The sequence below is a fragment of the Pantoea sp. BAV 3049 genome, assembly GCF_009765445.1.
Classification (GTDB): domain Bacteria; phylum Pseudomonadota; class Gammaproteobacteria; order Enterobacterales; family Enterobacteriaceae; genus Erwinia.
The window spans coordinates 1,815,424-1,834,264 of sequence record NZ_WHOY01000031.1 but is presented as its reverse complement, the minus strand read 5'-3'; the positions used below and the strand labels follow the sequence as shown (position 1 = coordinate 1,834,264).

At 55.3% G+C, this 18,841-nt stretch carries 20 protein-coding genes; 10 read left to right on the top strand and 10 right to left on the bottom strand.

Annotation, left to right across the window (positions count from 1 at the left end; genetic code table 11):
- Positions 1-2: 2 nt before the first annotated feature.
- The 3 genes from rfaC to rfaD are packed head-to-tail and all read right to left on the bottom strand — an operon-like array spanning position 3 to position 2,981.
- On the bottom strand, positions 3-983 hold the full coding sequence (rfaC, locus tag GSQ70_RS09345) for a lipopolysaccharide heptosyltransferase RfaC (protein WP_158782277.1): 981 nt from the start codon (positions 981-983) through the stop codon (positions 3-5).
- Positions 971-2,032 (bottom strand): ADP-heptose--LPS heptosyltransferase RfaF, encoded by a 1,062-nt coding sequence (rfaF, locus tag GSQ70_RS09340; RefSeq protein WP_158782276.1) that lies wholly within the window; start codon positions 2,030-2,032, stop codon positions 971-973. The genes rfaC and rfaF overlap by 13 nt, the downstream gene beginning before the upstream one ends.
- A gap of 16 nt (positions 2,033-2,048) precedes the next feature.
- Complete coding sequence (rfaD, locus tag GSQ70_RS09335) at positions 2,049-2,981, bottom strand: ADP-glyceromanno-heptose 6-epimerase (protein ID WP_158782275.1); 933 nt, start codon at positions 2,979-2,981, stop codon at positions 2,049-2,051.
- A gap of 233 nt (positions 2,982-3,214) precedes the next feature.
- Here rfaD and GSQ70_RS09330 point away from each other — a divergent pair, with 233 nt between their 5' ends.
- Both GSQ70_RS09330 and tdh read left to right on the top strand, forming a co-directional pair.
- A complete protein-coding gene (locus GSQ70_RS09330) occupies positions 3,215-4,411 on the top strand; it encodes a glycine C-acetyltransferase (protein ID WP_158782274.1) in 1,197 nt (398 codons plus the stop codon).
- 19 nt (positions 4,412-4,430) lie between these two features.
- Positions 4,431-5,459 (top strand): L-threonine 3-dehydrogenase, encoded by a 1,029-nt coding sequence (tdh, locus tag GSQ70_RS09325; protein ID WP_158782273.1) that lies wholly within the window; start codon positions 4,431-4,433, stop codon positions 5,457-5,459.
- Between the two features lie 55 nt (positions 5,460-5,514).
- Here the strand turns inward: tdh and GSQ70_RS09320 are convergent, their stop codons facing one another.
- The 4 genes from GSQ70_RS09320 to envC all read right to left on the bottom strand — a co-directional run bounded on the left by GSQ70_RS09320 (position 5,515) and on the right by envC (position 9,961).
- Positions 5,515-6,423: a hypothetical protein gene (locus GSQ70_RS09320; protein WP_158782272.1), complete on the bottom strand. Its 909-nt coding sequence runs from the start codon at positions 6,421-6,423 to the stop codon at positions 5,515-5,517.
- A 1-nt stretch (position 6,424) separates the two neighbouring features.
- A complete protein-coding gene (locus GSQ70_RS09315) occupies positions 6,425-7,651 on the bottom strand; it encodes a glycosyltransferase (protein WP_158785268.1) in 1,227 nt (408 codons plus the stop codon).
- A 63-nt stretch (positions 7,652-7,714) separates the two neighbouring features.
- Positions 7,715-8,650, bottom strand: coding sequence for a divergent polysaccharide deacetylase family protein (locus GSQ70_RS09310; RefSeq protein ID WP_158782271.1), 936 nt, complete (start codon positions 8,648-8,650; stop codon positions 7,715-7,717).
- A 3-nt stretch (positions 8,651-8,653) separates the two neighbouring features.
- Positions 8,654-9,961, bottom strand: coding sequence for a murein hydrolase activator EnvC (gene envC / locus GSQ70_RS09305; protein ID WP_158782270.1), 1,308 nt, complete (start codon positions 9,959-9,961; stop codon positions 8,654-8,656).
- Between the two features lie 328 nt (positions 9,962-10,289).
- Here envC and GSQ70_RS09300 point away from each other — a divergent pair, with 328 nt between their 5' ends.
- From GSQ70_RS09300 to cysE, 5 genes are read left to right on the top strand one after another with little or no spacing between them, the layout of a single operon-like run.
- The gene (locus GSQ70_RS09300) at positions 10,290-10,721 is read left to right on the top strand and encodes a rhodanese-like domain-containing protein (protein WP_158782269.1); all 432 of its coding nucleotides are present in this window, start codon (positions 10,290-10,292) and stop codon (positions 10,719-10,721) included.
- Between the two features lie 16 nt (positions 10,722-10,737).
- A complete protein-coding gene (gene grxC / locus GSQ70_RS09295; RefSeq protein ID WP_158782268.1) occupies positions 10,738-10,989 on the top strand; it encodes a glutaredoxin 3 in 252 nt (83 codons plus the stop codon).
- Positions 10,990-11,040: 51 nt separating this feature from the next.
- Positions 11,041-11,505, top strand: coding sequence for a protein-export chaperone SecB (gene secB, locus GSQ70_RS09290; protein WP_158782267.1), 465 nt, complete (start codon positions 11,041-11,043; stop codon positions 11,503-11,505).
- Positions 11,505-12,524 (top strand): NAD(P)H-dependent glycerol-3-phosphate dehydrogenase, encoded by a 1,020-nt coding sequence (gene gpsA, locus GSQ70_RS09285; RefSeq protein WP_158782266.1) that lies wholly within the window; start codon positions 11,505-11,507, stop codon positions 12,522-12,524. The genes secB and gpsA overlap by 1 nt, the downstream gene beginning before the upstream one ends.
- 59 nt (positions 12,525-12,583) lie before the next feature.
- Positions 12,584-13,405 (top strand): serine O-acetyltransferase, encoded by an 822-nt coding sequence (gene cysE / locus GSQ70_RS09280; protein WP_158782265.1) that lies wholly within the window; start codon positions 12,584-12,586, stop codon positions 13,403-13,405.
- Here the strand turns inward: cysE and trmL are convergent, their stop codons facing one another.
- From trmL to cpxR, 3 genes are read right to left on the bottom strand one after another with little or no spacing between them, the layout of a single operon-like run.
- Positions 13,406-13,879, bottom strand: a complete 474-nt coding sequence (trmL, locus tag GSQ70_RS09275) for a tRNA (uridine(34)/cytosine(34)/5-carboxymethylaminomethyluridine(34)-2'-O)-methyltransferase TrmL (protein WP_158782264.1) — start codon at positions 13,877-13,879, stop codon at positions 13,406-13,408. It abuts the gene before it with no gap.
- A gap of 42 nt (positions 13,880-13,921) precedes the next feature.
- Positions 13,922-15,298, bottom strand: a complete 1,377-nt coding sequence (gene cpxA / locus GSQ70_RS09270) for an envelope stress sensor histidine kinase CpxA (protein ID WP_158782263.1) — start codon at positions 15,296-15,298, stop codon at positions 13,922-13,924.
- Positions 15,295-15,993 carry an envelope stress response regulator transcription factor CpxR gene (cpxR, locus tag GSQ70_RS09265; protein ID WP_158782262.1) on the bottom strand — a complete coding sequence of 233 codons (699 nt, stop codon included), beginning with the start codon at positions 15,991-15,993 and terminating at the stop codon, positions 15,295-15,297. The genes cpxA and cpxR overlap by 4 nt, the downstream gene beginning before the upstream one ends.
- A 151-nt stretch (positions 15,994-16,144) precedes the next feature.
- Here cpxR and cpxP point away from each other — a divergent pair, with 151 nt between their 5' ends.
- From cpxP to pfkA, 3 genes are all read left to right on the top strand, one after another.
- Positions 16,145-16,654, top strand: coding sequence for a cell-envelope stress modulator CpxP (gene cpxP, locus GSQ70_RS09260; protein WP_158782261.1), 510 nt, complete (start codon positions 16,145-16,147; stop codon positions 16,652-16,654).
- Between the two features lie 119 nt (positions 16,655-16,773).
- On the top strand, positions 16,774-17,670 hold the full coding sequence (gene fieF, locus GSQ70_RS09255; RefSeq protein WP_158782260.1) for a CDF family cation-efflux transporter FieF: 897 nt from the start codon (positions 16,774-16,776) through the stop codon (positions 17,668-17,670).
- A 208-nt stretch (positions 17,671-17,878) separates the two neighbouring features.
- Entirely contained in the window at positions 17,879-18,841 is a 963-nt protein-coding gene (gene pfkA, locus GSQ70_RS09250) for a 6-phosphofructokinase (protein ID WP_158782259.1), read from the top strand.

Sequence of the window (18,841 nt, the reverse complement as noted above, 5' to 3'; positions counted from 1 at the left end):
GTTTAATCAGCCACTGGCGTGATAAGGGGATGGAGCAGCTCTGCAACATTTTGTGCAGAGATATCCGCCATATTATTGCCCTGAACCGGACGCAGGACGAACTGATTTTTACCGTAGCCACCAATCAGTCCCGGATCGGTCGGGCCATACAGGGTGATATTGGGGCGATCCAGCGCGGCGGTTAAATGGCTGAGCCCGGTATCGACGGAGACCACCGCCTTTGCGCCGGCCAATGTTCTGGCGACCTGTTCCAGGCTCAACTTTGGCAACACTTCAACATAGTCAAAGCCTTCTGCCAGCCTTTGTGCCCGCTGATGTTCATGCTCCGCGCCCCAGGGCAGTTTAATCTTCAACCCGCCGGGCTGCAGCAGACCGACCAGCTCGCGCCAGTGGCTTTCAGGCCAGTGTTTCGCATCTCGCGTGGTGGCGTGCAGGAACACCAGATACTGGCCAGCATCGGCTGGTGGTTCCGCCAGGAAATGTTCTGCAATGGCATAGTCGCCTTGGGTTTCGGGCAGAGGATAGCCAAGGCTTTTGGCAAACAGTTCTCGAGTGCGCTGCACCGCATGTTGCTTCTTACTGATTTCATGACGTTTGTCATACCACCAGCTGGCAAATGGCTCACGGGCGCTACGGCTATCCTGTCCGTGTTTGATTCCTTTAGCAATGCGGGTCACCAGCGCGGCACTTTTAATCAGGCCCTGGGCATCAATCACCAGATCGTACTGACGCGACTGAACCTCACGTTTGAAAAGAAAGCGCTCTTCACGCACTTCACTGCCAAACCAGTGCTTACGCCAGCGGCGGATCGCCACCGGGATGACGCGGTCTACCGCCGGATGCCAGGCGGGGATCTGGGCAAAACCTTCTTCCACTACCCAGTCAAAACGGATCCCCGGGATCGCCTGCATGGCGTCGGTCAGGGCTGGCAAGGTATGGAGCACGTCGCCCATTGAGGAGGTTTTAACTATCAGGACGTGCATTCATTCTCCTGGCTTTCACCCAGCAGGCTGGCCAGTTCGGCACGGACACGCTCGGGTTGAATATCGATCAGACTCTGATGGTAACCTTCTTCCGCTTCGCCTTTGCGCACCTTGTGGTAGCCGGTGATCAGGCGGATAACGCGCGCTTTGTCCGACAGTGGCGGCGTAAAGTCCGGACTGCTTGGGCCGTACAGCGCCACCAGCGGACGATCCAGCGCGGCGGCGATATGCATCAGACCTGAATCGTTACTGACCACCGCACGGCAGTGAGCCAGCAGGATAACCGCCTGCTCCAGCTTCGTTTCGCCAGCCAGGTTACGGCAGTGCTGGCGGGACTCTTCCTGAAGGTTTTGCAGGATCTGTTCGCCGGTCTCTTTATCTTTCGCCGAGCCAAACAGCACAATCTGGTAGCCATCATCGATCAGCTTCTGAGCCAGAGCGGCGTAGTGATAATGCGGCCAGCGCTTGGCTGGGCCAAATTCAGCACCGGGACAGAAGCCAATCGCGGGTCTTGCTGCCGAAAGAGTAAACTCTGCCGCAGTGGCCAGCTTTTCTTCCGCGCTGACGACCAGTGCAGGCCACAACAGCGGCTGAGGCAGATCTTTCGCACTGCCGATCCGCTGTTTGTCATAAGCCAGCGCGACGTAGCGCTCAACCATCAGCGGGAAAGCCGCCTTGTCCAGCACCCGGACATCGTTCAACAGGCAATAGCGCATTTCACCGCGCCAGCCGGTACGGGTTTTGATGTCGGCAAAAAAGGGTACCAGGGCAGACTTGAAGGAGTTCGGCAGGACATAAGCGCGGTCATAACCTTTGCCGCGCAACGCTTTTCCCAGACGACGACGTTCGCCCAGCTCCAGCGCGCCGTGGCCGAGCGGCATTGCCAGCGCCTCGTTGACTTCCGGCATGCGTGACAGCAGTGGACGGCACCACGCGGGTGCCATCACGTCGATGACGGCTTCAGGATGTTCAGCCTTCAGCGTGCGATAGAGACTTTGCGACATCATCATATCGCCAACCCACGAAGGGCCGATAACCAGAATTTTCATTACCGGAAGTGCCCTGTTACACGTTGCGGTTCAGCCAGGCCATGTATTCTGTCACGCCTTCGGCCACGGTTTTGAACGGCTTATCGTAGCCCGCCGCGCGCAATTTGGTCTGATCCGCCAGAGTATAAGCCTGGTAACGACCTTTCAGTTTATCCGGGAACGGGATGTATTCGATTTCACCCTTCTGATGGTAATTCAGTGCCGCATCGGCCACTTCCTGGAAGGATTCCGCGCGGCCGGTTCCGCAGTTAAAAATGCCGGACACGCCGTTCTGCCAGAACCACAGGTTCACTGAAGCCACGTCTTCCACGTAGATGAAGTCGCGCTTGAAGTTATCGCTACCTTCGAACAGTTTTGGGTTTTCGCCATTATTCAGTTGGGTGTTCAGGTGGAATGCAACGCTGGCCATACTGCCTTTATGACCTTCACGCGGGCCATATACGTTGAAGTAGCGGAACCCGCACACCTGCGAATCAGCCTCTGGCAAAATGTCGCGCACGTAGTGGTCAAACAGCATTTTGGAGTAGCCGTAAACGTTTAACGGCTGTTCATACTGACGCTCTTCAATAAAGTTTTCATTGCGGCCGCCATAGGTAGCAGCAGAAGAGGCGTACAGGAACGGGATCCGGCGTTCCAGGCAGTAGTGCAGCAGCTCCTTGGAGTACTGATAGTTATTATCCATCATATACTTGCCATCCCACTCGGTGGTGGATGAGCAGGCGCCTTCGTGGAATACCGCTTCGATGTCACCGAGCTCTTCATCGGCCAGAATGGCGATCAGGAAATCTTCCTTATCCATATAATCGGCGATATTCAGATCCGCGAGGTTGGTAAATTTTGTGCCGTCTTTCAGGTTGTCGACCACCAGAATATCGGTGTGGCCTTGGTCATTCAGCGCTTTGATGATGTTGCTTCCGATAAATCCCGCGCCGCCAGTGACGATGATCATGAGCTTTAACCTTTAAAGAGAGTGGGTGAAACGGGAGGTTTCACACGCTAATGCCTATTATCATAACATCTCATCACGCGGCAGGCAGCCAGATGACTCCGTAAGCGAATGTAATTGTCATCCGGCACCGTGATTTATGCTGCAAAACTCACACTCTGCAACTGACAATCTCGTTTATTTAGCTTTCAATCAGTAAGATGTTCCGCTAATCAGCCCACTGGTGGAGAATGAAAATGCCGTTATCGTTTTATCAGCAAATTTCGCAGCAGCTCACTGATTTAGAACAGGAAGGACTGTTCAAGGCCGAACGCCCGCTGACTTCCGCGCAGCAGGCTGAAGTCGGGCTGGAGGGAGGAGCACGCGCTGTTAATTTCTGCGCCAATAATTACCTTGGGCTGGCGAATCATCCGGCGCTGATTGCGGCTGCCAGAGAAGGCATGGAGAGCCACGGGTTTGGCATGGCTTCAGTGCGATTTATCTGCGGCACTCAGGACACACATAAACAGCTGGAAAAACGGCTGGCAGAGTTTCTGGGCATGGAGGATTCAATCCTCTATTCCTCCTGCTTTGACGCCAATGGCGGCCTGTTCGAAACGTTACTGGATGTGGAAGATGCCGTTATTTCCGATGCGCTGAACCATGCCTCCATCATCGATGGCGTCCGCCTGTGCAAGGCTAAACGTTACCGCTATGCCAACAACGATATGGCCGAGCTGGAGCAGCGCCTGCAGGAAGCTCAGGCAGCCGGTGCCCGTCATATCATGATCGCTACCGATGGCGTGTTTTCTATGGATGGGGTGATTGCGAATTTGCAGGGGATCTGCGATCTGGCCGAACGTTATCACGCGCTGGTGATGGTGGATGACTCGCATGCAGTAGGTTTTGTGGGCGCGGGTGGGCGTGGCACGCCGGAATACTGCGAAGTGATGGGGCGCGTTGATATCATTACCGGCACGCTTGGTAAAGCGCTCGGCGGCGCTTCTGGTGGTTACACCGCTGCCAGGAAAGAGGTGGTGGAATGGTTGCGCCAGCGCTCACGTCCCTACCTTTTCTCTAACTCTCTCGCCCCGGCAATTGTCGCGGCCTCTCTGCGCGTGCTGGATATGCTCACTGAAGGTGACGGCCTGCGTCGGCGCCTTTGGGAAAACGTGAAGTTCTTCCGCGAAGAGATGTCCAGAGCCGGTTTCACTCTGGCGGGAGCGGATCACGCCATCATTCCGGTGATGCTGGGCGAAGCGAAGGTGGCGCAGGAGTTTTCCCGCCTTCTGCAGAAAGAGGGGATCTATGTCTCCGGGTTCTTCTACCCGGTAGTGCCCAAGGGCCAGGCGCGTATCCGCACGCAAATTTCTGCCGGTCACACTCATGAGCAACTGATGCATGCAGTGGAAGCTTTTACCCGTATCGGAAAGCAACTGGGCGTGATTGCCTGAGATGAGAGGAGCGGTGACGATGAAAGCATTAGCCAAACTGCGGGCAGAAGAGGGGATCTGGATGGTCAGCGATGCGCCGATCCCCGAGCCGGGTCATAATGACCTGTTGATTAAAATCCGTAAAACCGCCATCTGCGGTACGGATGTGCATATCTACAATTGGGACGAATGGTCGCAAAAGACCATTCCGGTGCCGATGATAGTCGGCCATGAATATGTCGGCGAAGTGGTGGCAATCGGCCAGGAAGTGAAGGGGTTTACCATTGGCGATCGTGTTTCGGGTGAAGGGCATATCACCTGCGGCCACTGCCGTAACTGTCGCGCAGGCCGGACCCATCTTTGCCGTAATGCAATTGGCGTGGGGGTGAACAGGCAGGGCTGCTTCGCCGAGTATCTGGTGATCCCGGCGTTTAATGCCTTCCGCATCCCGGACAATATTCCCGATGAGCTCGCCGCCATTTTCGACCCCTTTGGCAATGCCGTCCATACCGCGCTCTCTTTCGATCTGGTGGGTGAAGACGTGCTGATTTCCGGTGCCGGGCCGATAGGCATTATGGCCGCAGCGATTTGTCGCCATGTGGGGGCCCGTCATGTCGTGATCACTGATGTGAATGATTACCGGCTCGGGTTGGCGCACAGCATGGGGGTAACGCGGGCAGTGAACGTTGGCAGGGAAAAGCTGACAGAAGTGATGCACGAACTTGGGATGACGGAGGGGTTTGACGTCGGGCTGGAGATGTCCGGTGCGCCTGCCGCCTTCCGCAGTATGCTGAGCGTGATGAACCACGGCGGCCGGATTGCGCTGCTGGGTATTCCACCGTCGGAGATGTCGATTGACTGGAATCAGGTTATTTTCAAGGGGCTGTTTATCAAGGGAATCTATGGTCGGGAGATGTTTGAAACCTGGTACAAGATGGCCGCACTGATCCAGTCCGGGCTGGATCTGACGCCGGTGATCACCCACCGCTTCAGTATTGATGAGTTCCGGCAGGGATTTGACCAGATGCGCTCCGGCCAGTCAGGAAAGGTCATTCTCGACTGGCAATAAATGATCAGGGCCGGTAAAAGCGGCAAAACCCTCTTTTACCGGTCTTTCGCTCTTGTTACTGCTGTTTTTCTGCGTCAGTCAGGTAGCGCACTTTGCGCGTATAGTCCTGGCCTTTGAACGTCAGCGGTGTGGCAGGGGATTCAAGGTATTTCTGCCATTCAGACAGCGGGAAGCCGCCATGTGCGCCCACCACCTCTTGCGGAATAACGGCCGTGTTGCCGCCGATTTTCTTCGACACCGGCCAGTTCATCCAGTCGCCCAGATTGACGGATTTCAGATCCAGCAAATCCAGCAATGCCGCCAGCGGCAGCTGATCGGTTGGCGGCTGGGAATCGTCCATCAGCTCCCAGGTATCCTGGAACAGCGTCAGCCACAGCGGGCAGATCCGCTGCCAGGTCTGGCGGGTGGCGGCAAGAAATGCCCCGTTAACATGATCGACAATATACGGGCGGATACTGTTGCGATAGTAAGCCGGGCGGTTTTCTTCTGGTGCCTTCATCAGCTTGGCAATCATTTTGCCCTGGCGGAAGCTGGAGTAGATATGCCCTTCCAGCATGCTGATTTCCGGCATCTGCAGCAGGTTCAGATCGGAATCGATCATTAAAATCCCTTCAGTCCGCGCCTGTAGCGGAGCCTGCAGCTTGATCAGGCGGCTGCGGTAAATCTGTTTGTAGCGGTAGCTCTCTTCACGAAAAGGCACCTCCAGCGTGACCACTCTGGTTTTAGGGGGAAGTTCGCCAAACTGTCCTGCTGGCTGATCGGTCACAATAACAATCTCTTCCGCTGCCGGAGCGAAACGGGAGGCAAAAAGTGCGCTGAGCAGGGCCTCTTCGACAAAGTCCGCGCCGGTACAGGGGATCACAATCGAGGTGACTGTCACCGTGCCCTGCACCTCTTTTTGTTGATAAGAAAGGTTGTGACGGGCGCGAACGTGACGATACTGAGGATTCAAAAATTCAAACATGCTATGAGTTTCCGTGAGCCGCATTTTGCAAAATGGTTTCCACACCTGAGACGTACTTCTCAATGGCATAGTGTTCTTTCACGCTGGTGTTCGCCTGCAGCAATAACTGCTGGCGCTTTGCGGCATCAAGCCACAGCGTTTTCATCTGTTCATACAGGGCCTGAATATCACCGTAGTCATACAGCAACCCGGTTTTATCATGCTCGATCAGCTCGGCGGTTCCCGTCACGCGGGAACCAATCACCGCTGTTTTCAGCAGCATCGCTTCCAGCACCACGCGGGGAAGCCCTTCACTTTTCGAGGCCAGAATAAACACGTCGAAAGCGGCGAGGTATTCCAGCGCATTGCTGCGAAAACCGGTGAACTGAACGCGATCGGCAATGCCTGATTGCTGAGCCAGGCGCTGCAGAGCTTCGTGCTCCGGTCCTTCACCGAGGATCACCATTCGCCAGTCAGCTTCGGGAAAGGTGGCTGCGAATTTCGCCAGCGCCTGCAGGCTGTGCTGATTGGACTTTCTGGCAATTAACGAGCCGATGCTGCCAAAAACGAGTGTCTCCGGCTGCACGTTCAGCAGCTGGCGGCGCATCTCTTCGCGATCTGGCAGCTGCTGCCGGATATCAATGGCATTAAAGACGGTGAAACATTTTTCAGCCGCCACGCCGTGCGCCAGTAATACACCATGCACGCCTGTGGAGACAGCAATCACAGCGTCGGCACGCTTGTTCACCAGCTCTACCAGTTCAGGGGTCAGGACGGGTTCAATCCGGCAGTGCTGCACCACGATCACGGGCAGTCCCGCAGCGGCAAGGTAGCCTTCGGCGTTCGATCCCGGCTGGTTGTTCATATACAGCATGGCAAAATTCTGTTGCACCAGCAGTTGCCGGATTCTGCAGGCATTCGGGTTGATGCGCCACAGGCTATCCACCAGGCGGGTCACTTTCTGACGCAGGCCACGATGGAAAAACACCAGTGAGCGCAGCAGCTCTTTGCTGACTTTTGCCCAGCCAGGCTGGCGGCGTTGAGGCAGAAAAATGACAGGGATGTCGAGCGATTCGAGGACCTGCTTAATCGACTCGCCTTTGCCACGGGAGTAGTTGTGATAGAAGCAGCAGTGAATATCAAACCGGGTGCGGTCAATGCGCTTCAGTAGCTCAAGCATGCTATTGGTGCCGCCGCCCCATTCGTTGCCGGTATCCAGCAGCAGGATCTTCTTACGCTGTTGTTCCATCACGCCGCTTCCGTATCCATGTATCCTGCGTCCCGCGTCAGGGGGCGGGACGCAACAGTAAGATTATGGGGTCTTTTCCAGGCCAAACTTCAACCCGGAAAAGTTAGTTTTAATATAGCGAACACCCGCGCTGTCGGAAATGCTGTCTGCCACTACGCCCAATGCCCGGGTTGCTGGTACCGGTAGCGCTTTAACCGGACAGCTCTGCGCACCCCGGAACGGATTACGCGGCGTGGCCGGTTTGTTTTCCACTGGCAGCGGCTTATGGCGGGTGTTTTGTGGCTCATTCAGCAGCTGGCTTGGGCGAACCAGCGTAATGTCTGCAGGTAACGTTGGCAACATCTGCTGCAGCACTTTTACCGTGGTCGGATGGGGATGACCAATAGCAATAGCAGAGCCATCCCGCTGAGCGAGGTGAACCGCTCGCATAAACTGTTTGCGGATATCCGCTTCGTTCTGCGTATCATCGAGGAACACCCGGCGTTTGATCACTTTAACGCTGGTTCCCTGAGCAGCACGGGTGGACTGGCTGTTACCGATAGTCATGCTGTCGAGGAAGTAAAAATTATAGTGATTCAGCACCTGCATCACTTTCTGCATTCCTGACAGGCTGGAGGTCATTGCACTGCCCATATGGTTATTCAGCCCGACGGCATAAGGCACTTTGGCTACGGCTTCGCGGATAATGCGTTCCACTTCGGCGCTGGACATATCCGGCCTCAGCGTATCCTTTTCCAGCGGCTGTTTGCTGAGCGGGGCCATCGGCAGGTGGATCAGCACTTCATGACCGCTCTGATGCGCTTTAACCGCCATCTCACGGGCGTGAGTGGCGTTGGGCAGTACCGCGACGGAAACGGCCTTTGGCATCTGTAATACCTGATTTTCCTGCGCCGGGCGGTAGCCAAAATCATCGATAACAATGGAGAGTTTGCCGGCATGTGCCGAGCAGGCCATCAGCAGACCTGTCAGCACGCCGCTGATTTTACGGAGATGTGACAAAAGTTATTTTCCCAACCACGGTAGTGGATTGACGGCCTGTCCCTGGCGTCGGATTTCGAAATACAGTGAAGGCGTGCCCCGGCCGCCGCTGGTCCCCACCAGGGCGATTGGCTGTCCTGCCTTAACCTGGGTTCCCACGCTCACCAGCGCACTCTGATTATAGCCGTAAAGGCTCATATCCCCTTTGCCGTGTTCAACCACCACCACCAGGCCGTAGCCCTGCAACCAGTCGGCCATCAGTACGCGACCGTCGGCAATGGCTTTCACTTCGGTGCCTTCAGGAGCATCAATCACCAGACCTTTGTAGCGTAGCTCGCCCTGCAGCTGCTCGCCGAAGCGATGTTCAATGGCTCCGCGGACCGGCCAGATCGCCTGACCAGAGGGACGACCCAGACCGCCGGTACGCGCCATCAGTGAACGCTCACCTTCAGTGGGTTTGTAAGTGGTGCCTTTGCTCTTTGCCTGCGCTTCGCGGTCACGAACACGCTGTGCATCTCTTGCCTCTTTTTCAGCACGCGCGCGGGCTTCTCGCTCGGCTTTGGCAATTTTGTCCTGCAGGCGGCTTTCGTTCTGGCGCATCTCGACCAACTGGGCCTGATCTTTCTCCAATGAGGATTCAAGCGTGGTCAGCGTCTTCTTACGGGCGGCGCGGGCACCTTCCAGCTTCTGCTGCTGGCCCTGTTGCGTCATCAGCAGGGATTTCTGCTGCGTCTGTTTGTCCACCAGAGTGGCTTTTTGCGCCGACAGATCGCTGCGGGTCTTTTTCAGATCGTCTATAGATTTCTGGCGAGCGTCATTGAGGTAGCCAAAATAGGCCAGAATGCGTTCACTACGCTGGCTCTCCTCTCCGCTGAGGATCAGCTGCAATCCGCTGTGCTGGCCCTGACGAAAAGCGGCATCCAGCTGTTCGGCCAGTAATTTCTCCTGGGCGTCCTGCCGGGCCTGCAATTTGCTGATTGAAGCGGTCAGTGCCGCAATGTCTTTATTCAGACCGGTGAGGGAAATTTGCGTTTCGCGTAGCTGTCGGCTGGCCTGGGCAATGATTTTTTCCTGGCTTTGCAGCTGATCGAGCAGTTTGCTGCGCTGCTGTTTCTGCTGCTGCACGCTCTTCTCTTTAGCAGCGATGTTTTGCTGAATGCTCTTCAGCTCAGACTTGTTATCGTCGGCAGCCAGGCTGGCTGCAGGCAACAGCAGAAGGCCAGCGCAGAGCACGCTGGCAGAGAGGCTGAACACGGCAGATCGTAACGGAACGTCTGTGGCCGCTCCATTACCCTGGGTTCGTTGAATTGAAACTGTCGCTTTTTCCCTCATAGGACGAGGATTATTCCACGATGAACAGCAGCTTACCAGTCATCTGTGGGGGCATTTGCGTTTCCAGTGGTGACAGACCGCTGGTTCAGGTGAGGCGGGGGAGAGTCAAAAAGCTCACCGGAAGGGATTAAGTAGTACAACATTTCGCCGCTTAATAATGAGGCTGTCGCAAGTCGACTGCAGGTTTTACACTTAACGCAATTTTTTTTGAGGATCTGCCCCAGAAAACGTAACTCTGACCGCATCACGACTGTACATGAGAACACTGGCAGGTATACTCAGAAGCCTTGTTTTAGCTTATTAACCCTTTCGGGAGTTGTTACCCCTCATGCAAGATATTATGCAGTTCGCAGGCAGCCACACCATTCTCAGTCTGGCGTGGGTTGTTCTGCTGGTTCTGGTGATCGTGACCACCGTTAAGGGCATGTTCTCCAAGATAAAAACGATTAGCCGCGGTGAAGCTACCCGTTTAATCAATAAAGAAGAAGCCGTGGTAGTCGATGTGCGTTCCCGCGATGACTTCCGTAAGGGCCATATTTCGAATTCGATCAACGTACTGGCTGCAGACATCAAAAAAGGCAGCTTTGGCGAGCTGGATAAACACAAAGCGCAGCCGCTAATTGTTGTCTGTGCTAACGGCACTTCCGCAGCCGATCCTGCTGCACAGCTGAATGCTGCCGGTTTCGAGCAGGTTTACGTCCTGAAAGATGGTGTTTCCGGCTGGAGCGGTGAGAACCTGCCGCTGGTACGCGGTAAATAATATTTGGAGGTACGGCATGGCAAACGTTGAGGTCTATACCAAAGCAACCTGTCCTTTCTGCCATCGCGCCAAGGCGCTACTGAGCCAAAAAGGGGTGAATTATCAGGAAATTGCCATTGATGGCGATGCCGGTAAGCGTGAAGAGATGATCAAACGCAGCGGCCGTACCACTGTCCCACAGATTTTTATCGATGCACAGCATATTGGCGGCTGTGACGACCTGTACGCGCTCGACAGCCGACAAGGTCTCGACCCGCTCTTAAAATAAAACGGGCGAGCAGCGCAATAACGGATTATTAAACCTATAGGATTACGTAACATGTCAGAACAAAACAACACCGAGATGTCTTTCCAGATCCAGCGTATCTATACTAAAGATATCTCCTTTGAAGCACCTAACGCGCCTGCGGTTTTCCAGAAAGAGTGGGAACCAGAAGTGAAACTGGATCTGGATACGGCTTCCAGCCAGCTTGCAGATGATGTGTTTGAAGTGGTTCTGCGTGTCACCGTAACCGCAACCGTCGGAGAAGACACCGCGTTCCTGTGCGAAGTGCAGCAGGCTGGCATCTTCTCTGTCTCCGGTATCGAAGGCAACCAGATGGCGCATTGCCTGGGTGCATACTGCCCGAACATTCTTTTCCCGTATGCACGTGAATGCATCACCAGCCTGGTTTCCCGCGGTACCTTCCCGCAACTGAACCTGGCCCCGGTTAACTTTGACGCGCTGTTCATGAACTATCTTCAGCAGTCAAACGAAGGCGCCGCACCTCAACAGGATGCCTGATGCCACAAGCTAATGCTTCAATGAGCGTCATCGGTGCCGGTTCTTACGGCACCGCTTTAGCTATCACGCTGGCCCGCAACGGCCATAACGTCGTGCTATGGGGTCATAACCCACACCATCAGGCACAGCTTCAGGCTGACCGCTGTAATACGGCTTTCCTGCCCGATGTTCCCTTTCCTGATTCGCTAAGCCTTGAAACCGACCTGGCGACCGCTATTGCGGCCAGTCGCGATCTGCTGGTGGTTGTCCCCAGCCACGTATTCGGCGATGTGTTACAGCAAATCAAACCACATTTGCGGGCCGATTCCCGCATTGTCTGGGCCACCAAAGGCCTGGAGAAAGAGACCGGGCGGCTGCTACAGGAAGTGGCGCGCGAGATCCTCGGTGGTCAAATTCCACTGGCGGTGATTTCCGGGCCGACGTTTGCCAAAGAGTTGGCGGCAGGTATGCCAACAGCCATTGCTCTGGCAGCAACTGATGCCGTTTTCGCGGAAGATCTGCAAACTCTGTTGCACTGTGGCAAAAGTTTCCGCGTGTATAACAATCCGGATTTCACCGGCGTTCAGCTCGGGGGAGCGGTAAAAAACGTTATCGCTATTGGTGCCGGTATTTCTGACGGTATTGGCTTTGGGGCCAATGCGCGTACGGCGCTGATCACCCGCGGCCTGGCGGAAATGACCCGTCTGGGCATTGCGCTGGGTGCCGATCCCACAACATTTATGGGCATGGCCGGACTGGGCGATCTGGTGCTGACCTGTACCGACAACCAGTCGCGTAACCGCCGCTTCGGCATGATGTTGGGGCAGGGATCGGACGTTGAAACGGCACAAACCACCATCGGCCAGGTGGTGGAAGGTTTCCGAAATACTAAAGAGGTTAAGGCTCTGGCCGCGCGCTGTGGCGTGGAGATGCCAATAACCGAGCAAATTTATCAGGTATTGTATTGCGAAAAGAGTGCGCGGGAGGCAGCATTGAGCTTGCTTGGACGCACCAGAAAAGATGAGAACAGCGCCAGCTGAGACAGGGCGCTGTAGCGAACCGGCGTCGACCGGACGCGCTATTTGATGGGGAGAGAGTAATGCCGTGTGTAGAGCCTGAACTGGTCTGGGATTATATTAAAGCGGAAGCGCGGGCCCTGGCGGACTGCGAGCCAATGCTGGCCAGTTTTTACCACGCCACGCTGTTGAAGCATGAAGACCTGGGTAGCGCGCTGAGTTACATGCTGGCCAACAAGCTGGCGAACCCCATCATGCCTGCCATTGCCATCCGTGAGATCGTGCAGGAAGCGTACAGGCAGGATCCGTCGATGATCCAGTCGGCCGCCTGCGATATCCAGGCGGTGCGCCAGCGCGATCCTGCCATTGATAAATACTCCACGCCATTGCTCTATCTGAAAGGTTTTCACGCCCTGCAGGCTTACCGTATTGGTCACTGGCTGTGGAATGAGGGACGTCGGGCACTGGCGGTCTATTTGCAGAATGAGGTGTCAGTTTCCTTCGCCGTGGATATCCATCCGGCGGCCAGAATTGGCCGGGGTATCATGCTCGACCACGCTACCGGCATCGTCGTGGGTGAAACGGCGGTGATTGAGGATGACGTGTCGATTCTGCAGTCGGTAACGCTGGGCGGAACTGGCAAAACCTCCGGCGATCGTCACCCAAAAATCCGCGAAGGGGTGATGATTGGCGCAGGCGCCAAAATTCTTGGCAATATCGAAGTGGGCCGCGGGGCGAAGATTGGCGCGGGTTCAGTCGTGCTGCAGCCTGTTCCTCCGCATACCACCGCTGCTGGCGTACCGGCGCGTATCGTCGGTAAACCGAACAGCGAGAAACCGTCGATGGATATGGATCAACACTTCAACGGCATGGTTCCGGGCTTTGAGTTCGGCGACGGTATTTAACTACTCTTTGATCAGCGCGCCAGCATAATCCAGCTGGCGCCACGCTTCGTACACTACCACTGAAACCGCATTCGACAGATTCATACTGCGGCTGTCTGGCTGCATCGGAATGCGGATCTTCTGCTCAGCAGGCAATGCGTTCAGTATCTCTGCTGGCAGTCCCCGTGTTTCCGGTCCGAACAGCAAATAATCCCCGGCCTGATAGCTTACCGCGCTGTGTGCAGGCGTGCCTTTAGTCGTCAGCGCAAACAACCGCTGAGGAGCTTCCGCAGCCAGAAAAGCGGCATAGTCAGCATGGTGCTGAATGGCCGTGAATTCGTGGTAATCCAGCCCGGCACGGCGCAGGCGTTTATCATCCCAGGCAAAGCCGAGCGGCTCAATCAGGTGCAGACGGAAGCCGGTGTTGGCGCACAGGCGGATGATATTGCCGGTATTGGGGGGAATTTCAGGTTCAAATAATACGATATTCAGCATCGACAGCGGCCCTCATGAACGAGGGCCGAAGCATAGCAAAGATCAGTTGTTGCTGGTATAGAGCGGCAGCCAGATCGTCAGACGCAGACCTCCTAACGGGCTGTCATCAGCCTTCACCCAGCCACGGTGTTGCTGGATAGCAGTCTCCACAATTGCCAGCCCTAACCCGGTCCCTCCTGACTCACGGTCACGGGCTTCGTCGGTACGGTAGAACGGACGGAAAATTTGTTCGCGATCTTCCGCGCTGACGCCCGGACCATCGTCATCCACGTGAATGGTGATGCCCTGCTTATCAACCGAGAAGCTGACCATAATTTTCGACCAGGAGTAGCGCAGCGCATTACGGACAATGTTTTCCAGCGCGCTGTCCAGCGCACTCGGGTTGCCATACAGCGGCCATGGGCCAGGCGGATAGGGGACTTCCAGCGTTTTCCCCATCTGCTCGGCCTCAAAGCGTGCGTCATCCAGCACGCCTGACCACAGGTGGTTGGCTTTCATTGCCTCACTGACCAGCGCGTTCTTGTGCTGCGTGCGGGAGAGGACCAGCAGGTCATTGATCATGCCGTCCAGACGCTGGGCTTCCATCTCAATACGCTGCAGCTCTTTCCCTTCGCCCTGGCGGCGACGCATCAGCGCGGTCGCCAGTTGCAGACGGGTCAGCGGAGTGCGCAATTCGTGGGAAATGTCCGACAGCAAACGCTGCTGAGCGGTCATCATCCTTTCCAGCGCGCTGACCATCTGGTTAAAACTGGAACCCGCAGCCAGAAACTCCTGCGGACCGGATTCCAGTTCCGGGCGCTGGCGCAGGTTCCCTGCGGCCACATCATCCGCCGCATGTTTCAGCTTACGCGCCGGTTTTGCCAGGCTCCATGCCAGCCACAGCAGCAGCGGAGAGCTGATCAGCATGGTGACAATCAGCAGCAGCAGCGGGCGGTCGAACAGCAGGTTAATAAAGTCGAGCTGCGAGCTGCCAGCTGGACGAATAAGATAAAGTTGGTAGTTATCCTCGCCGTCCTGTACCGAAAAGGGGCCAATCATCTCAACCCGGCCATATTTCTTTTTCTGCGGGTGATCGGCGTTATCGGACTGGCCGATAAAGTTACGGATCACCTGCATTTCGCTATGCTGTGCGCCAATAACGCGCCCTTCACTGGTGACCAGCAAAAGGCGCTGTCCAGGAGGAGCCCATTTATCAATGGCGCGGAATAACCTGCGCCACCACATCAGGTCGTTTGGCGGATCCTGCATCAGCTCCGCCTCAACGTGTTGCTCAATCATGATGCCCTGACGCTGCTCGTTATCCAGCAGCGGCGTCATCTGGCGAGTATCCAGCTTGGGCACCATCAAAACCAGCATCAGCACCAGTGCCAGGGTCAGCCAGAAAATGGCGAAGATGCGGGTGGTCAGACTTGAAATCATGTAGCGGAAACCATCAGATAGCCCCGACCACGCAGCGTTTTAAACCACGGGTGACCGTCTTTGCGATCTGGCAGTTTGCGGCGCAGGTTTGAAATATGCATATCGATGGCGCGGTCAAACGGTGTCAGGCGTTTGCCCAGTACTTCCTGGCTCAGATGCTCACGGGAGACGACCTGCCCCAGATGCTGAGCCAGCAAATACAACAGGGTAAACTCCGTGCCGGTCAAATCCAGCGCCAGGTCGTCAAAACTCGCTTCCTGACGGCCCGGATTCAGGCGCAGATTGTCCACTTCCAGTGTCGGAGAGCTGTTGTCGTGCAATTGTTGCTGCTCGCTCCAGTTTGACCGGCGTAAAATAGCGCGAATACGGGCTACCAACTCACGATCGTTAAACGGCTTCGGCAGATAGTCATCGGCACCCAGTTCCAGCCCCAGAACGCGATCCAGCTCGCTTCCTCGGGCGGTCAGCATAATGACCGGCGTCTGGTGCTGCTGGCGCAGTTCCTTAAGGGTATCAATGCCGTTTTTCTTCGGCATCATCACGTCAAGTAGCAGAAGATCTATTGAGCTGTCCAGCAGGGCCAGTGCCTGTTCGCCGTCACCGGCAACCGTCACGTCAAACCCTTCCATTTCAAGTAATTCTTTCAGTAGCGAAGTCAATTCGCGGTCATCGTCAACCAACAGGATTTTATTCATTTTTATTGCCCTCCGCAGGCAAAATACCGTGAACGAATGCTGTCATTCCATGACTTTACGTAGTTTTACACCGCCTGACGCATGTTTGCAGCTGGTTCCGTAGACTCACTCTCGTTGAATCGAAATATGGAAACCAACCTGGGAGTTAACGATGCGCAAAGTTACCGCCGTCGTTGTGGTACCGGCGCTGATACTGAGTTTTTCCGCCGCGTGGGCCACAGAAGTGACGACGACTGACGAGATGCATCACGACAATGCGGCGCCACGCAGTATGACGCAAATCCCGCAGAGTCACATGTTTGATGGCATCAATCTCACTGAACAGCAGCGTCAACAGATGCGGGATCTGATGCAGCAGGCGCGTCATGAACGTTCTCCCATAAGTATTAGCGATTTAGAACAACTGCACGACATGATTATCGCAGATAAATTTGACGAAGCGGCCTATAAAGCCCGGTTGGATCAAATAGCACAGGCGGAAGTTGCCCGGCAGGTCGAGATGGCCCGCGTTCGCAACCAGATGTACCACCTGTTAACACCAACCCAGCAGGACGTTTTGAACCAGAAACACCAGCAGCGCATGAGCGAAATGCGCAAGCTAACGAACATGCAGCAGGCTTCATCGCTGCAGGCAGTGAGTAGTACCGGCAGTAACCAGTAACATAGTATCCCTGTTTTTCCTTGCCATAGACACTATCCCTGTCTTCCCCGCCATGATGGCGGGGTTTTTTTTGCCCCAAATCCAGTATACTTAGCGCACTGAACTGAACGGAGTGTGGCATGGAACAACACTACGCGCGCCTGGTGAACCGTGCTGCGCTGGCGGCAACGACCCTGGCTTCGCTACTGCTGTTGGTGAAAATTTTTGCCTGGTGGTATACCGGTTCGGTCAGCCTGCTGGCGGCTTTAGTGGATTCCCTGGTGGATATCGCTGCCTCTCTGACCAACCTTTTTGTGGTGCGCTACTCCCTTCAACCCGCCGATGAAGAACACACTTTTGGCCACGGTAAAGCTGAATCCCTCGCCGCGCTGGCGCAAAGTATGTTTATTTCCGGTTCTGCATTGTTCCTCTTCCTGACTGGCTTGCAGCACATGGCCACGCCCAATGAAATGCGGGCGCCACTGGTCGGTATTGTGGTGACTTTAATTGCGCTGTTTTCAACGATGGTGTTGGTGACTTTTCAACGCTGGGTGGTGCGGCGGACGCGCAGCCAGGCCGTGCGGGCCGATATGCTGCATTACCAGTCCGACGTGATCATGAACGGCGCGATTTTACTGGCCCTGGCGCTGAGCTGGTATGGCTTTAAACGTGCCGATGCGTTGTTTGCGTTGGGTATTGGCGTTTATATTCTCTACAGCGCATTGCGGATGGGCTACGATGCGGTGCAGTCGCTGCTGGACAGAGCGCTGCCGGAAGAGGATCAGCAGGAAATCATGACTATCGTCTCCAGCTGGCCGGGTGTGCAGGGTGCCCATGATATTCGTACACGCCAGTCTGGTCCTACGCGCTTTATTCAGTTGCATCTGGAACTGGACGATCATCTGCCTTTGTTCAAGGCTCATCAGATTGCTGAAGAGGTGGAGCAGGCTCTGTTAAAAGGTTTTCCTGGCGCGGATATCACCATCCACCAGGACCCCTGTTCGGTGGTTCCCGAACAGCGTCCGCATGAGCTATGATTTCCAGTAAAATAAATGGCTTACCATTACAGTGTAAAAAACGTGACGTAGCGCAAATAATTTAGGCGAATGATCACTGACCTGAATCAATTCAGCTCACAGGCTTTGATATACTATTGCCATTATCAGTCCGTAAGATCGAGCGTGCGTCGATCCCCCCAACGGCGTTCAGAATTTATAATTTGCATCAACAAGTTCAGAGGTTGTCATGATAAAAAAAATCGGTGTACTGACAAGTGGCGGTGACGCTCCAGGCATGAACGCTGCCATCAGGGGAGTGGTTCGCGCAGCGCTGAGTGAGAATCTGGAAGTTTTTGGTATCTATGATGGCTATCTGGGGCTGTACGAAGATCGTATGGTGAATCTGGACCGCTACAGCGTGTCCGATATGATCAACCGTGGCGGCACTTTCCTTGGCTCAGCCCGCTTCCCTGAATTCCGTGAAGAATCCGTGCGTACCGTTGCCATTGAGAACATGAAAAAGCGCGGCATTGATGCGCTGGTGGTTATTGGCGGCGACGGTTCCTACATGGGCGCCAAGCGCCTGACCGAGATGGGCTTCCCGTGCATCGGCCTGCCTGGCACCATTGATAACGACGTGGCGGGGACTGACTACACCATTGGTTACTTCACCGCGCTGGAAACCGTGGTGGAAGCTATCGACCGCCTGCGTGACACCTCCTCTTCGCACCAGCGTATTTCCATCGTGGAAGTGATGGGCCGCTACTGTGGCGACCTGACGCTGGCGGCAGCCATTGCCGGTGGCTGTGAGTTTATCGTGTTGCCGGAAATCCCTTACACCCGCGAAGAACTGGTGCAGGAGATCAAAGCGGGTATCGCTAAAGGGAAAAAACACGCCATCGTGGCGATTACCGAGCACATCTGCGATATCGACGAGCTGGCGAAATACATCGAAGCCGAAACGAAACGTGAAACACGTTCCACCGTACTGGGCCATATCCAGCGCGGCGGCGCACCGGTAGCCTATGACCGTATCCTGGCTTCCCGCATGGGCGCTTACTCTATTGAGCTGCTGCTGCAGGGCTATGGCGGCCGTTGCGTGGGTATTCAGAATGAGAAGATGGTCCACCACGACATCATCGACGCGATTGAAAACATGAAACGTCCGTTTAAAGGTGACTGGCTGGATACTGCCAAGAAACTTTACTGA